Genomic DNA, 15,093 nt, shown 5'->3' with positions numbered 1-15,093 from the left:
TTCCCTCAATCCCTCCAATCTATTGTGTTATTTAATTACTTAAAGATCATACTGACGTTACCAAGGACTGGTTTTAATAAAAAATTAGGGATAAGAAAAATGCGTATAACGTTAATCCAACGTATCGTCATCGGCTTTAGTATTGTCACTTTGAGTGCCATTGCACTGAGTCTTTCTGCTGGTTACTCACAAAAACAGATCGAAAAACAACTAGAATTAAGCGCTTCAACACTGACCAAATTATTGGATCAAACTAGTGAGTTAGGTAAAAACTTACAAGATGCAAATAGATTGACCTTAATTCATGCCAATACAGCTAATTCAGATAAACGAGAATATTTTTTACAAGGGGTGAATAAAGCCCTTACTGACTATGAAGTGACATACTCAGCGCTGACCAAAGGACTACAACCTGAATTAGGGATCACAGCAGACTTAGAAAGTATAAATAGCAACGCTAAACAGACAAACCTGCAATTATTAGATCATATTACAATCCACAATAAACGCCTTGTTGCGCAAAACTTAGCTTATACCGAACTATCTGCTTTCTCGTCTGTTTGGGATTACTTCGACTCCAATATCTCAGATCTAATTGACGAGGCAAAAGAAAACCATAAATCAGCAGCTTGGACATTAGAATTTGTGCGTAAAGAGGGATATTCAACAGGTGATCAACTGTCAAAATTAGTTGGTATTACCTCATTCGATAAATTTGTTATAGCAGAAGAGAAGCTAGTCAGTAATTTAGAGGCAATCAGAAAAAAATTAAAAATCGTTTATAAGACATTCCCAGCAGCAGAGAACACCCTAAAAACTTATATTAATGAGTTATCCAACCAAATTGAAAACGAGCAAAAATTACTAAAACAACATAAATTTTACCTGCTGCTTAATGTAGAAAGCGATCAACTAATCCAGCAACAAGCGGAACAGGTAGAGCAAATATTAGCTAACCTGAATGGTGTAACCGCACATATCCGTGATTTAGCCACTGCAGCACTTTCAAAAGCGAATACCGATGCACATTTTTTCTCACTATTAAATAATGTGTTATTACTCGCAACAATCATCATTTCACTGGTGGTTACTTATACCGTAATACGTGCAATCAAATCACCATTACATGATATCAAATTAGCACTGTCCAAATTAGCTGCGGGGGATTTAACCTATGACATTAACAATAACTATCAATCTGAGTTAGGTGATATATCCACTAGCATTAATACCTTAACGGAACAGCTAAGAAGTTTAATTTCAGAAATTAAACAATCAGATAGCAAGCTCAACGGTTATGCCGCAACAGGTCAAGAACAGGGGCGTGGCATTTTCTCTGAAATCGAGTTACAGCTTCAGCAAACCGTTGCAATGGCAGCCGCTGTCACAGAGATGGAACAAGCGGTAAACGAAGTCGCGGCGCATGCGGTTGAGTCTAGTGATGCGGTCGCTCAAGTCGTTGGTCTTGCTAATGATAATATGCAATCCATTCAAGTTAATTTACGTTTTGTTGAAGACCTACAATTATCACTGACTACCGCATCAACGGTGATTCAAGAACTTTATAACCAGTCTCAAAAAATTGATGAAATCTTATCTGTTATACAGTCAATCAGCGGGCAAACTAACTTACTAGCGCTCAATGCAGCAATTGAAGCAGCAAGAGCGGGTGAGCATGGCCGTGGTTTCGCTGTTGTCGCAGATGAGGTACGCACATTAGCAACCAGGACACAAACATCCGCTAACGAAATTGGCAGTATGATTGAGAGCTTACAAAACAACTCAAAAGATGCGGTGCAAATTGTCGATAGTAATTTAAAACATGCACAGCAATCTGTTGAACAAACCAATCAAAGCTATGACTCTCTTGTTGCGATGGTTGAACGATTAAAAAATGTTGATGATATGAGTAGATCAATCGCTGCCGCTTCAGAGCAGCAAAGTGCAGTAGCAAAAGATGTCGCAAAAAGCATTGTAGAGATTTCAGATTTTGCTCAGAACATCTCCCTTAGTGCCCAAGATGCGTCACAAAATAGTGAAAACTTACGTGACCTATCCAAGCAACAATCAAAGCTAATTGGGCAGTTTAACTTAGGATAAAACCACATAGTGGATAGCACGACTATTTTATTAGTGTTATCCACCTCATCTACACGTTACTGCTCCGTCCACTACCTGAAACAACCTCCTAAAGCTTGATTATTAAGGTGCCACAGAAAATTTATTCGCTAACCTCTGCAAAGTTAACCTAAAATAGAGACATAAGTATGCATTGATTTGAGCAGATTTATGTTCCAACATGAAAAAAGTAAATACCAAAAATAACCCAAGACAAATAGGCATTTATCTTAATATTCGGTAGAATTATTTATTCACCTTTCAATGAAGTAGACATTATGGACTCATATAAATTAAAAGCGGCTTTCTGTCATCCGAAATACTGGCTAGCTTGGCTAGGTATTCTAGCGCTTTTCCTCACGTCACTTTTACCCTATGGTGCGATACTTTTTTTAGGTCGGACGATGGGACGTATTGCCTCTGTTTTTGTAAAAAAACGAGGTCATATTGCCAGACGAAATATTGAACTCTGCTTCCCTGCTCTTTCACCGAAAGAGATCGATCATAAAGTACGTTTAAACTTCGAGAATAGTGGTATTGCACTACTTGAAATGGGTATGGCATGGTTTTGGCCAAGTTGGCGCGTGCGCAATTTAGTACAAGTTCGCGATGTTCAACACGTTGAAAAGGCGATTATTAATGGGCAAGGCATCATCTTTTTAGGTGCCCATTTTTTAACCTTAGAGATGGGGGCACGCGCACTAGGATTAACACAGCCTTGTAATGCCGTATATCGAAAGCATAATAATGCTGTCCTTGATTTCTGGTTTTACTGGGGAAGAATGCGCGAACATAAAGCGATGCTAGATAGAAAAGATTTTAAAGCGATGTTGCGTGTACTTAAGAATGCAGATGCGCTTTGGTATGCACCGGATCATGATTATGGAAAACATAAAAGCAGCGTTTTTGCTCCCTTTTTTGAAGTTGAAAATGCCAATACAGTGGCCGGCACCAGCACACTTGCACGAGTTAAAAACAGCTGTGTTATTCCAGTGTTTTTGAAACGTTTACCTGGCACTGAGGGATATGAGTTGGTCTTCTACCCTGCACTTGAAAACTTTCCGAGTAAAGATGTAGAGGCTGACACGAAAGCAACCAACCTACAAATAGAAAAGATGGTGCTTGAATGTGATGATCAATACATGTGGATGCACAAACGTTTTAAAACACGCCCTGAGGGTGAAAAATCATTTTATTAGCAGAGCCATTACGCGATAAAATGGCTAGGTACAAATACACCCTGCAACTGTGTATCTGTACCTATGCGACTTATTTACCTAAAAACTGCTGCCAGATTTCAATCACCGCATGACGTGCCTGCTCAAAATCTGTTTCGTCCAAAATACGCGTTTCTTTGTTAAGCGTTAAACGATGCCCCATATCTCGAATAGCACAATAGGCTTCAGTTAATGCGACAGCCTGTTTATCCGTTAATAGTTGAAGGTCTTTACAGGTTTCAAAAATACGCAGGTTATCCGACCACTTACATAATGATTGTTCTACTTTGGCCGCATTAGCTAGTACCAAAAATTGGGCAATAAATTCAATATCAACCATTCCACCTTCAGATTGCTTAAGGTCAAATTGCCCCTCTTGCGTATGTAAAAGATGGTCACGCATTTTTTTACGCATATCACGTACATCTTTAGCTAATGACGATACATCTCTCGGCAGTGATAATAGTGCAACTCTGATTTGATTAAACTGACTTAACATTATTTCATCTGAAAAAACCACACGGGAGCGAACCAAAGCTTGATGTTCCCACGTCCAGGCATCGTTGCGTAAGTATTTTTCATAACCCGCCATACTCGCAACCAATGGACCTGAATCCCCAGAAGGACGCAAACGCATATCTATCTCATACAAAATACCTGAATTGGTACGCGCACTAAACAGATGAATAATGCGCTGCCCTAAGCGGAAATAAAAAAGTTGATTATCAATCGCACGACGCCCATTGGTTTGCCCACTAATATCACTGTCATGCAAGAAAACCACGTCTAAATCAGATCCATAACCAAGCTCAAAGCCCCCCATTTTACCGTAACCGATCACTGCAAAACCTTTACGATCTGTACCAACGACATTGCTTGGCGTGCCAAATTTTTCAACCATCTGAGTCCATGCAATGTGCACCACAAAATCCATTAACGCTTCGCTTAGATAAGTTAAGTGATCACTCACCTTAGGCAGCTCAATCGCCCCAACAATATCAGCCGCTGCAACATGTAAAAATTGCATCTGCTTAAATTGGCGTAACGCTTCCATCTGCTGTTCCATATCTTCTTCAGGCACACGCAGCATAAATTGGCGTAGATCACGCTTATAATTACCCAGTTCTGTTGGGTGATAGAGATGCTGTGGATCCAGTAATTCATCCAATAAAATAGGGTGACGGCCTAGCTGAGAGCTAACTCGCTGACTTGCATGACACAATTTTAATAACTGATTAAGTGCGCCATCATTTTCATTTAATAGTTCTAAATACGCGGTACGGCGCATAATCTGCAGCAACAGCTCTGCAATACGCTTCATTAAAGCGGCGGGATTTTTATAAGCAGATATTTTTTCTACTATTTTTGGTAATAGCTTCGCCATGGTTTCTTGACCACGGGGCCCGATTGGCCGTTTACTCATATCATCTTTCAAGTTGAGCAGTATTATCGTTAATTCACTCGCAAGGGGCTCTACAACGCCCTTCTCCATTAATAACTCAATCGTTTCCTGCGCGGTTAACTCTAGAGCCCATAACTCACTTAACGCTTGATCCGACTGTTTATCCGTTTCATCTTCACCAATAACCCAATTAAATTCATCATGAACATTTTTCATCACTTCATTTAAAGCTTGGTAAAAACTATCCCAGTCGCTAAATTGCATTACCGTTAATAAACGATATTTATCTAACTCATTACTGGGCAGGGTTTGCGTCTGCTGATCGCCTATTTGTTGTAATATATTCTCAACACGACGTAAAAAATGGTAGCTGTTTAATAAACACTGCACACGTTCAGCAGGCAACACATCAAGCTCGGCAATCACTTTAAAGGTTTGTTGCAACCCTTTACACTGCAACGTAGGCGCTCTACCACCATGAATTAATTGAAAAGCTTGCGCAACAAATTCAATTTCTCGAATACCACCCGTGCCTAACTTAATATTATCTTTTAACCCTTTACGGCGAACCTCTGCACTGATCATCGCTTTCATTTTACGTAATGAGTCAATCGCACTAAAGTCGATATAACGGCGATAAACAAAAGGGCGCAACATCGCTTCTAACTCTTTTTTATAATCACCTTCAGCACCAATAACACGTGCTTTAACCATCGCATAGCGCTCCCATTCACGACCATGGGTTTGATAATAATCTTCGATAGACGCAAAGCTAGTCACTAATGGCCCTGAATCACCAAAGGGGCGAAGGCGCATATCAACACGATAAACAAAACCATCCTCTGTAATTTGATGCAATGCAGCAATTAAACGCTGCCCTAATTTAGTAAAAAATGGCTGGTTATCAAAAACACGACGACCACCTCGGGTTTCACCATGCTCTGGATAAGTGAAGATAAGATCGATATCCGAAGAGAAGTTTAACTCTCTACCACCGAGTTTCCCCATCGCAAAAATGTACAAGGATTGCTGAACTCCCTCTTTACTATAAGGAGTGCCTTGTTCTGTGCATTGTTTTTCATATAACCAGTTCATCGCTTGGGAAATTAACTCATCAGCAAGGAAGGAGATATGTTTAAAGCTTTCACTTAAGTCAGCTTTTAGCAGCAGCTCACGCCAAGCAATAATAACCATATGTTTGCGTCTAAATAGGCGTAATACTTTCTGTAGCTGAATCTCATCAGCGGTTACTGCCAAGCAAGCTCGTAGTTCTTCTTGCAACAACTGAGTACGTTCAGGAAGGGTTAACAGACCACCACTTAATAGCTCTGAGAGTAACTCTGGCTGCTTAATTAATGACTCTGCAATAAAATCACTTAGCCCTAATACCTGCTTTAACTCTGATAACTGTGCTTCATTACAAAATGAAAGATCAACTCTTTCGCTAAGGGCTTGAAGATGATGAGCGGCACAATCGGTAAGTAGAGACATGGCAGTAACCTAATAATGGAAATTAATTGCTTAACTTAACAGTTGTGTGAAAGATGATCAGTAATAAATGCTTTTAAACATTGAAAAATAGCCTGTTGTCCGCAATATTATTGCTGTAGATGAAATAATAGTAGCCAATCGCTTGACATATAATGCCAAGCGGACTAAATTAGTTTTCAACGAAGACATTAAATGTCTTTACTCTAAGGAGCATTATGAATATTCATAAAATAGCGACCCACTTAAACCAGTTAAAAGATGCAACAGAGACTGGCTTTGATTTTGACTGTACACCAATAGATGGTGATATTGATGTTTTACAGGTTGAGATTTTGGGTCGTGAAGAGATCCCTATTTTCCTATCAATTAGCGATAACCAAATTTTATGTATCGCTTACTTATGGGGTGAGGATGAAGTAAAGGCAGACTTAAAAGCCAATATGATGGAAGCAATGTTGGAGATGAATATCCCAATGCCACTTTCTGCATTTGCTAAAGTTGAAGATAAATATGTCGTTTTTGGTGCACTATCGATCAACTCAAGTCTTGAAGATATTGAATTAGAAATTGTAACGTTAAGCGATAATAGCTTAGAAGTGATCACTGAAATGGACACTTATTTAAAGTAAGGAATAGATGATGAGTATATTTAAAAAAATTATTACTGCCGTTCGTGGCGGAGCAAATGAAGCCGGCGAAGCAATTGTAGATGCAAATTCAACGCGTATTTTTGAGCAAGAGATTCGTGATAGCGAAAAACATATCACTATTGCTAAGCGTGATTTAACAGATGTAATGGCTAAACAGATGCAAGCAGCACGTGAATTAGCACAATTACAGACCAGCATCAAAGAGCATGAAGGTTATGCAATGCAAGCGCTAGAGCAAAATAATGAAGCGTTAGCAATTGAAGTTGCTGAGAAAATTGGTGAGCTTGAAACAAATGCAGCGGATCAACAGCAAGCCAATGAAAGCTACCTAAAAAGTGCTGATCGTTTAAAAGAGCTAATTAAAAAGAGCGAACGCCAATTAACTGATTATAAACGTCAATTAAGCATGGTAAAGACGACTGATAGCGTACAGAAAGCAACATCAGCAATCACAGATAACTTCAGCGCAAGCAACTCGAAGTTATTAAGTGCAAAAGATTCATTAGAGCGCATTAAGAAAAAACAAGCGAACTTCGATGATAAATTAAAAGCTGCTGAGCAACTAGAGTCAGAAAATGGTGATAGTTCATTAAAAGCGAAGCTACAAGATGCTGGTATCGGCGCACAACAATCAAGTGCGCAATCGATTTTAGATCGCTTAAAAGCGAAATAATTTAAATCGCAATAACAACACGATCTTCTATCTTAGAGATCGTGTTTTTTGCATTTTAAAAAGGAGTAATCGATGAGTTTTTTTAAGTCTCTATTTGCTAAAAAACAACCGGTTCCAACACGCGTATTAAATAATGCTTCTGAATTACAAGTAAAAGATATCTTCAAATTTGGTGATAGTTTTGCACTGCCACAAGCAATGCGTAAAGAGCAATTACAAGTGACAGATGTTAATACGCTTGAATTTAAACATGAACATTATGCGCAGATTGTTGCTCAGGGCAGCGGTTCACAGATGGTGTACATTAGCTTTCCAAATAATCCGCAAAAGCTCGTTAAGTTTAGTTTGTTATTAGCGCGTAATGATGTGGAAGCACTGTTTGATATGGACGCTTTTTCTGAAATTTTTGAGCAACCCGGGCACGCACGTTTAACACCGCTAACAAAAAATCACAGTTACGCAGACATGATTGCCGATCAATACATTCAACAAGATTTTATGAGTACCGGTTATTTCCATCGTGCTGATTACCGTAATACGGCGCCTCCTCAATATAATGAAGATAAACATGGTCAAGAGTTTGAGTACTACTCACTGCAAGGCGGCCAAGAAACACGTTTTATAGATATATTTATATTTGAAAATGGTGATACAGATGTGTACCTTTCATTCCTAAGACCTGCAAATGAAATAGCAGAGCTATGGGCCAAAGATGAATAATAACTAACGCACAGGAGAGTAATAATGCCACACGGTAAATTACCTGAAAAATGGCAACAATCTGCCAAGGTAGTAAAAGCGGTACAGATTGCCTTTGATATGGATAGCCAATTACAATATAGCATCCGTCGAAGTGCCCTTGATAAAGGCGTTAGCCCTTCTGAGCAGATCCGTCACCTATTAGACCTGCCAACCCATAAAAAGCCGAAACGTCCGCGCTTGACGGTTAGCCTAAGCAGTGAAGATTACCAATTATTAAGCCAGCGTTATGACCTCCCCGCTAATGAACAATTAGAGATCAAAAAGCAGGTAATTGAAGAACTAACCAAGTTTGCGCAAGAGAGTGAGTTTCATAAAGGTTAGTTTTTAGTTATTAATAATCAGACAATAAAAAAGGAGCTTACGCTCCTTTTTTATTGTCTGAATAGAATCTATTCTTCAGGTGCAGGATCATCTATAACAACAATGGAGCAAGGAGAATATGTACCATTAGGCGAAGTAATGTCAAACCTAGCCTTCCCATTTACAACATCATTTGGATCTGTTTCACGCATTAAGGTAACGTCAAAGTTAAAGTTGTTACTTGAAATGTTAGGAACCGTCCAGCTAGTTTTACTCCCATCAAGCTCGCCATTCCCAATATCAGAAGAGATAGAAGTCGTGCTTGGTGGAACATTATTATTTTCATCATATACTGACACATTAAATGTAACTGAATCACTGCCTGTTGTAGTTGTAAGGTCAATTTGATTAATCGGCGTACCCATTGTATCTGTAAAATCACACGCTAAATCGCTGCCTGATATTGTAACTTTAGTGCTAGCAAAGACAGTAATCAACGAACGCGTACAGTAGTCTGTATCTTCAAAGCATAACATGCCAGTATATTTACCATCTCCATTAGTGTCGACATAATCCTCTCCTTCGGTATATAAACCATCCTCATTACTATCAGTAAAGCTTTCCTCACCATCAGCTTCTGCTTTAATTGTCGCTCGATAAGTATCAGTGTGAGGTTTAGTAGATTTCCACACCATTGTGCATTCACTACCAACTGTAGTACAAGCGCCGCTAATTCCATCTGCATCGGTTATGCGCCCAGAGTCCGTACTAAAATTGACAGTGGTACCATCAGGAACAGCAGTATTATCTTCCCCGCCTCCTAAATATATAGTCACTCCAACTTGCTCTACAGTGTTAAGACCTTCAGGTGAGAAATTATCAACCGTCAAAGTAACACTATCCTGATCAGGGTACCCAGTTGAGATATTTAATTTATTGGATGTTTTATAAATATCAGTATCACTCACAAGCGTTGTCTTTACGGTAACGGAGCCTGCGGCATAGCCAGACTTAATAAGCGTACTAACCACTCCATCTTCATCAGAAGTTGCAGACTCAAGTGCCAACACGACACCAGCTGGCGGATTAATTAATTCAAATGTCACCACTTCGCCAGAAATTCCAACACGATTAGCATCTAATATTTTAAAGGATACCGTAGCAACCTCATCGGTTCCTTCAGCACCAACCCCTTTTATTGTTATCCAATCGGATGATACGCCCTCGTAAGAGAAATAAGCAGCGTCCCCCGTTACCTCTTCAACAATTTCATCGGGATTTTCTACAGGTACATCAGGGGTTTCTGCTGGGACATCTTCTGATGGTGTTGTCCCTCCTTCAAGATTCCCACCACCACAAGCGATAAGAGATGATGCCATTAATAGAGCAAGCATAGAGCGGTGCAATTGCATAAATAATTCCTTTTATGAAAGCGATCGATAAAAAATTTAATAAGATTTCGGGATTATAATTCAAATATTTTTTTGATGATAATTTAATATCACATAATGAAGAGGAACACACGAATATTTAGATAAACAAGAATAAAAACCATTATTTGCAGAAGGTTACGCTTTGAAAAAACACAGAAAAAAAAAGACTAGCAAAGCTAGTCTTTTTTTAAAAGATAATAATGATACTTTATTTTGGCAAGAAACCAACTCTATCATAAACCGTTGCAAGTGTTGTAGCTGCACGTTCACGTGCTTTTTCAGCGCCTACTCGTGCAATTGCTTGTAATGCACTTTCATCAGCACGTAGCTCTTTATAACGCGCTTGAATTGGTTCTAATAAGCTCACAACAGCGTCCGCTGTATCCACTTTCAGATGACCATACATTTTGTCTTCGTATTGTGGAATTAGACTCTCAATTGGCGTACCTGTTGAGCATGAAAGCAGTGTTAGTAAGTTAGAAACACCAGGCTTTTCAGCAGTATCAAAATAGATACGCGCTTGCTCATCTGAATCGGTCGCAGCTGCTTTAATTTTCTTCGCAATCTTTTTAGGATCTTCTAGCAGGCCGATAAAGTTTTTTTCGTTATCGTCAGACTTAGACATCTTTTTAGTTGGCTCTTGCAGGCTCATTACACGTGCGCCATGCTCAGGAATAGCCGGTTCAGGTACAACAAAGGTATTTCCGTAAGCATTGTTAAAGCGCGTTGCAATATCACGTGCTAGCTCTAAATGTTGCTTCTGATCACTGCCTACTGGCACATGTTTAGGACCATATAACAAAATATCTGCAGCCATTAACACTGGGTAGCTATATAAACCGGCATTAATATTAGTCACATTTTTTTGTGATTTATCTTTAAACTGGGTCATACGGTTAAGTTCACCCATTTGCGTATGGCAGTTTAATATCCAAGAAAGCTCTGCATGTTCAGGCACTTGCGATTGAATAAACATGGTACTTTTTTTCGGGTCAATGCCTACCGCTTGGTACATTGCTAAGCCATCATAGATAGCAGCACGTAAGGCTTTAGGGTCTTGACGCACAGTGATCGCGTGTAAGTCGACCAACATAAAAAGGCAATCACTGGTTTCTTGCATGGTAACCCATTGGCGCAATGCCCCCATGTAATTACCGATAGTCAATGCGCCTGACGGTTGGCATCCGCTTAATACAATTGGTTTAGTCATTTTAATTCCTTTTTAGTGCTTACAACAGCACTAATAATTCGTTGAATTGGTCAATAATATGATCTGGGTTTAGCAGCGAAACAGGCTCACCGTAATTATAACCATAGGTTAATGCAATGCTTAATAAGCCTGCGTTTTGTCCGGCTAAGATATCATTCTTAGAATCACCGACCATCACAGCTTCTGTTTTTGCTACGTTAAAATGTGCTAATGCAAAATCGACTTGCATCGGATCAGGTTTATTTCTAGCAAGAGTATCGCCACCAATCACTAAATCGAAGCAATCACTAATATTAAAGTGGCTTAATAAGTCAGGTAAGAACTGCTCAGCTTTATTTGTCACTAATGCCGTCTGATAACCTTTATTTTTTAAAGCTCGCAGTGTCTCAGCAACCTTCGGATATAGGCCAGAAGCGCTATTTAGGAAATGTTGGTAATGCTTTTCGAAACAGCTTAACGCGGTTTGCTGTTCAACTTGTTGGTTACCAACATAAAGCAGAGCACGCTCAACGAGTTTAGGTAAGCCATTCCCTACCCATGTCTTAATCTGTTCATCTTGGCAATGAGGAAGCGCGAACTCATCCATCATTGCATTCAGCGCCAATCGTAGATCTGGCACGCTATCAACTAAGGTGCCATCAAGATCAAAGCAGATCAGTTTAATATTTTCTATCTTAGTCATTATACTTTCGCTAACTCTATACGCATTTCATCGATGACCGCTTTGTAATCAGGCTGGTTAAAGATTGCAGAGCCAGCCACAAACATATCGGCGCCCGCTTCAGCGATCTCTTTAATGTTATCGACTTTAACGCCACCATCAACTTGCAGACGAATATCACGGCCGCTCGCATCAATTAATTTTCTAACTTGGCGAAGTTTTTCAAGTGTATGAGGGATGAATGATTGACCACCAAAACCTGGATTAACAGACATTAACAAGATAACGTCAAGTTTATCCATTACATGTGTTAATTCTTCAAGAGAGCTTGCTGGGTTTAATACCAGACCCGCTTTACAACCGTGATCTTTGATAAGCTGTAAAGAGCGATCAACATGCTTTGAAGCATCAGGGTGGAAAGTGATGATAGATGCACCCGCTTGTGCAAAATCTACAATCATTGTATCAACAGGTTCAACCATTAGGTGTACATCAATTGGCGCAGTAATACCGAAATCACGTAGCGCTTTACACACCATCGGACCAATTGTTAAGTTAGGCACATAATGGTTATCCATTACATCAAAATGAACAACATCAGCACCGTCATCAAGTACTTTTTTTACATCATCACCTAAACGTGCGAAATCGGCAGAAAGGATTGAAGGGGCGATTAAATAGTCAGTCATGGTTTTTTACCTGTTGCAGAATGTGATCAGTATTCTACCGAAGCAAATCACAACAAACTATTTTTTATTAGCTTCAATTGCGCTAAATAAGGCAAATATCTCACCAACAGGCTCTCTACTTTCGGCATTACTACTAATTGTGCGCGACACCTGTATTTTATCGCAGCTAGCATCACGATAAAGCTCTTGTGTTAGTGTTGTATCATGATTGCTTAGTAGAACTGCGCATTTAGATTCACGAGCAAGGCGCGCTAAATTAGCTTGATCATCCAAACTAAAGCCCTCTTTTGCATAACCGGTAAAAGAAGCACTTTTACTCAGGGGAACGTAAGGAGGATCACAATACAATACATCGTCATCACGAAGGTATTGGAATAGTTTTTGATAAGGCTTACAAACAAAGGTCGCCTTCTTTGCTTTTTCAGCAAAATAGAGCAACTCTTTCTCTGGGAAATAAGGCTTTTTATAACGCCCAAAAGGTACGTTAAAACCACCACTCTGGTTATAACGGCATAGACCATTGTAACCGTGACGGTTCATGTATAAAAATAGCAGGGAGCGCTGATAAGGATCCGTACATTGGTTAAACTCAGCTCGAATTTTATAATAGTTTTTTTCATCATTATATTGAGGCTGAAAGTAATGTTTAGCATCGATGATAAACTGCTTAGGTTTACGTTTGATGATGTTATACATAGCGATTAAATCTGCATTAATATCATTAAGCAGGTATTCATCAAAATCGCTGTTCAAAAAGACAGAGCAAGCACCAGCAAAAGGTTCAATAAGCCGTTTACCCTCAGGTAGACGACGATTAATTTGCTCGGTCAGTGAAAATTTTCCGCCTGCCCATTTTAGGAAAGCACGATGTTTTTTATTGCTCATTTAACTGTAGATCCTGATGTACCAAGGCATATTTTTTAGCCCAACTATCTAATTTATTTAGTGTATTAGGTCGTTTACCCGCCTCTTGAATAGCAATCTCACGGCTATCAAACTGACCATAAATAACCATAAACAACTCTTTTCCGTTACGTATCGTTTGATAAAGATAAACATCTTTTTGTGGAAGCTGATAGTTTTCCATAAATGCTTGCAGTGATTTTTTTGAGCCAAGGGCTCCGAGCTGCAGTGTATATTGATTTGGATTAATCGCCAACAATAGCTCTGTAGGTGTGAATAAAGTATCACCTTCAGGCTCTATATTTGTTTTTTGCTCGATAACCTCAGGGTCACTATTTTCTTGCTTTTCTACAGTATCAAACTCAACTGCTAAGACTACATCTTCACCATCAATTGATGCCTCATTTTCAGTTGCATCATTTATAGATGTTTCTGCGCCATCTAACGTGTCATTTTCCAGCATTACAGCACTCTGTGTTGTAATGACTTTCTGCTCCTTAATAATAGTAGGCACATGGCGATTATCATTAATGGTTGAGATACTGCCTGATTGGGATATTTCAGTTAAATGTAACTCTGTAATAATCACACGCGCTTCAGTATCAGCTTCTCCAACACTCAGCTGATTGTCAGCGAGAACTTGCGTAGCTTTAGACCAATTTCCAGCTAAGGCTTCAGTAGAGGTTTCTTCTGTAACAATCACATCTATCGATGCAATTTCATCTAGTAAAACCGTTTCTGTTTCAACAATCGTATCAATTTCCACCGGTGTCTTTATAAACTGCGGATAAAGGTAGAAAGCCAACCCACTGGCAATCACAACTAAAAAAAGCATTAAGAATATAGCGGGAAATTTCGTTTTTAACCAAGAGACGTTATCATCATCTACTTTGCCAGTGCTAATGTCAGTCGCTAAGAGCAATATTTTTGCGGGAATACCCTGACAATGCGCTAACTGTTTTACAAGCGCATCCTGATGTTGAATTTTGGGGAGATAACTGACTTGATCAAGACTATGCTTTAACAACTGTTGAGCTTCACTTGCAGTAAGTGGTGGCAACTTAAATGACAGTGCTGCAACGCCTTGATGACCAGAAGATTGCTTAATTAAAGCAACCATTTGATTATTTTTTACTGGCTCCCCCAGTAAAATGAAGTTAACTTCATTGTCGCTTAATAACGATTTTTTGTTAATAACCTCGGCTAATTCGTTAACGATTTGCTCTGGTAAAAGGTCTGCATTATCAATAACAACAACACGTGCAATATCTGAAGGTTGGTTGCCTTTCAATAATAAAAAGCTGTTGTAAATACGATCATCAGCGTCAAATAAGGGTTGTTCAAATAGCTGTGAGATGATTTGTAAACGAATTTGTGCTGCGCTAACCGGTTCAATAAGAGTAATGAAGGCTTGTTGCGTTTTAGGCGGAAGCTGATTAGACAGCTGCTCTATTAAGGTACTTTTACCACAACCCTTCTCGCCCGAAATAAATACCATCGAAGATGATAAATAAAGTAGGTGCTGCAAACGTTCTATCAACTGCAACTGAGAAGGAAAAGAGATTAAAGTACGTTCGACCATAC

At 39.3% G+C, this 15,093-nt stretch carries 13 protein-coding genes; 6 read left to right on the top strand and 7 right to left on the bottom strand.

The features are described from left to right. Positions 1-99: 99 nt before the first annotated feature. Both QQK09_RS08955 and lpxL read left to right on the top strand, forming a co-directional pair. Positions 100-2,100, top strand: coding sequence for a methyl-accepting chemotaxis protein (locus QQK09_RS08955; RefSeq protein ID WP_284203791.1), 2,001 nt, complete (start codon positions 100-102; stop codon positions 2,098-2,100). 296 nt (positions 2,101-2,396) lie between these two features. Further along, positions 2,397-3,317 carry an LpxL/LpxP family Kdo(2)-lipid IV(A) lauroyl/palmitoleoyl acyltransferase gene (lpxL, locus tag QQK09_RS08950; protein WP_284203790.1) on the top strand — a complete coding sequence of 307 codons (921 nt, stop codon included), beginning with the start codon at positions 2,397-2,399 and terminating at the stop codon, positions 3,315-3,317. Between the two features lie 70 nt (positions 3,318-3,387). Here the strand turns inward: lpxL and glnE are convergent, their stop codons facing one another. Next, the gene (gene glnE, locus QQK09_RS08945; protein WP_284203789.1) at positions 3,388-6,228 is read right to left on the bottom strand and encodes a bifunctional [glutamate--ammonia ligase]-adenylyl-L-tyrosine phosphorylase/[glutamate--ammonia-ligase] adenylyltransferase; all 2,841 of its coding nucleotides are present in this window, start codon (positions 6,226-6,228) and stop codon (positions 3,388-3,390) included. A 215-nt stretch (positions 6,229-6,443) separates the two neighbouring features. Between glnE and QQK09_RS08940 the strand changes: the two genes are divergently transcribed. The 4 genes from QQK09_RS08940 to QQK09_RS08925 all read left to right on the top strand — a co-directional run bounded on the left by QQK09_RS08940 (position 6,444) and on the right by QQK09_RS08925 (position 8,634). Then, positions 6,444-6,857, top strand: a complete 414-nt coding sequence (locus tag QQK09_RS08940) for a YjfI family protein (protein WP_284203788.1) — start codon at positions 6,444-6,446, stop codon at positions 6,855-6,857. A 10-nt stretch (positions 6,858-6,867) separates the two neighbouring features. Continuing rightward, positions 6,868-7,551 (top strand): PspA/IM30 family protein, encoded by a 684-nt coding sequence (locus QQK09_RS08935; RefSeq protein ID WP_284203787.1) that lies wholly within the window; start codon positions 6,868-6,870, stop codon positions 7,549-7,551. Positions 7,552-7,623: 72 nt separating this feature from the next. Beyond that, entirely contained in the window at positions 7,624-8,271 is a 648-nt protein-coding gene (locus QQK09_RS08930) for a hypothetical protein (RefSeq protein ID WP_284203786.1), read from the top strand. Between the two features lie 24 nt (positions 8,272-8,295). After that, positions 8,296-8,634, top strand: a complete 339-nt coding sequence (locus QQK09_RS08925; RefSeq protein WP_284203785.1) for a hypothetical protein — start codon at positions 8,296-8,298, stop codon at positions 8,632-8,634. A 68-nt stretch (positions 8,635-8,702) separates the two neighbouring features. Here QQK09_RS08925 and QQK09_RS08920 read toward each other — a convergent pair whose 3' ends face one another. The 6 genes from QQK09_RS08920 to QQK09_RS08895 all read right to left on the bottom strand — a co-directional run bounded on the left by QQK09_RS08920 (position 8,703) and on the right by QQK09_RS08895 (position 15,091). Further along, on the bottom strand, positions 8,703-10,025 hold the full coding sequence (locus QQK09_RS08920; protein WP_284203784.1) for a hypothetical protein: 1,323 nt from the start codon (positions 10,023-10,025) through the stop codon (positions 8,703-8,705). Between the two features lie 229 nt (positions 10,026-10,254). After that, entirely contained in the window at positions 10,255-11,256 is a 1,002-nt protein-coding gene (gene trpS / locus QQK09_RS08915) for a tryptophan--tRNA ligase (protein ID WP_284203783.1), read from the bottom strand. A 19-nt stretch (positions 11,257-11,275) separates the two neighbouring features. Then, complete coding sequence (locus QQK09_RS08910; protein ID WP_284203782.1) at positions 11,276-11,938, bottom strand: phosphoglycolate phosphatase; 663 nt, start codon at positions 11,936-11,938, stop codon at positions 11,276-11,278. After that, on the bottom strand, positions 11,938-12,606 hold the full coding sequence (gene rpe, locus QQK09_RS08905) for a ribulose-phosphate 3-epimerase (protein ID WP_284203781.1): 669 nt from the start codon (positions 12,604-12,606) through the stop codon (positions 11,938-11,940). The genes QQK09_RS08910 and rpe overlap by 1 nt, the downstream gene beginning before the upstream one ends. Positions 12,607-12,663: 57 nt before the next feature. Continuing rightward, positions 12,664-13,491 (bottom strand): Dam family site-specific DNA-(adenine-N6)-methyltransferase, encoded by an 828-nt coding sequence (locus QQK09_RS08900; protein WP_284203780.1) that lies wholly within the window; start codon positions 13,489-13,491, stop codon positions 12,664-12,666. Then, complete coding sequence (locus QQK09_RS08895) at positions 13,481-15,091, bottom strand: AAA family ATPase (protein ID WP_284203779.1); 1,611 nt, start codon at positions 15,089-15,091, stop codon at positions 13,481-13,483. Before QQK09_RS08895 ends, QQK09_RS08900 begins: the two co-directional genes overlap by 11 nt. Between the last annotated feature and the right edge of the window lie 2 nt (positions 15,092-15,093).

Origin of the sequence: Psychromonas marina (assembly GCF_030161115.1) — a bacterium.
GTDB lineage: Bacteria > Pseudomonadota > Gammaproteobacteria > Enterobacterales > Psychromonadaceae > Psychromonas > Psychromonas marina.
This window is presented reverse-complemented; position numbering and strand designations above follow the sequence as displayed.

Bases quoted from the DNA above. Each gene is read 5' to 3' on its own strand.
- QQK09_RS08955 (WP_284203791.1), top strand. From the start codon at position 100: ATGCGTATAACGTTAATCCAACGTATCGTCATCGGCTTTAGTATTGTC.
- lpxL (WP_284203790.1), top strand. From the start codon at position 2,397: ATGGACTCATATAAATTAAAAGCGGCTTTCTGTCATCCGAAATACTGG.
- glnE (WP_284203789.1), bottom strand. From the start codon at position 6,228: ATGTCTCTACTTACCGATTGTGCCGCTCATCATCTTCAAGCCCTTAGC.
- QQK09_RS08940 (WP_284203788.1), top strand. From the start codon at position 6,444: ATGAATATTCATAAAATAGCGACCCACTTAAACCAGTTAAAAGATGCA.
- QQK09_RS08935 (WP_284203787.1), top strand. From the start codon at position 6,868: ATGAGTATATTTAAAAAAATTATTACTGCCGTTCGTGGCGGAGCAAAT.
- QQK09_RS08930 (WP_284203786.1), top strand. From the start codon at position 7,624: ATGAGTTTTTTTAAGTCTCTATTTGCTAAAAAACAACCGGTTCCAACA.
- QQK09_RS08925 (WP_284203785.1), top strand. From the start codon at position 8,296: ATGCCACACGGTAAATTACCTGAAAAATGGCAACAATCTGCCAAGGTA.
- QQK09_RS08920 (WP_284203784.1), bottom strand. From the start codon at position 10,025: ATGCAATTGCACCGCTCTATGCTTGCTCTATTAATGGCATCATCTCTT.
- trpS (WP_284203783.1), bottom strand. From the start codon at position 11,256: ATGACTAAACCAATTGTATTAAGCGGATGCCAACCGTCAGGCGCATTG.
- QQK09_RS08910 (WP_284203782.1), bottom strand. From the start codon at position 11,938: ATGACTAAGATAGAAAATATTAAACTGATCTGCTTTGATCTTGATGGC.
- rpe (WP_284203781.1), bottom strand. From the start codon at position 12,606: ATGACTGACTATTTAATCGCCCCTTCAATCCTTTCTGCCGATTTCGCA.
- QQK09_RS08900 (WP_284203780.1), bottom strand. From the start codon at position 13,491: ATGAGCAATAAAAAACATCGTGCTTTCCTAAAATGGGCAGGCGGAAAA.
- QQK09_RS08895 (WP_284203779.1), bottom strand. From the start codon at position 15,091: ATGGTCGAACGTACTTTAATCTCTTTTCCTTCTCAGTTGCAGTTGATA.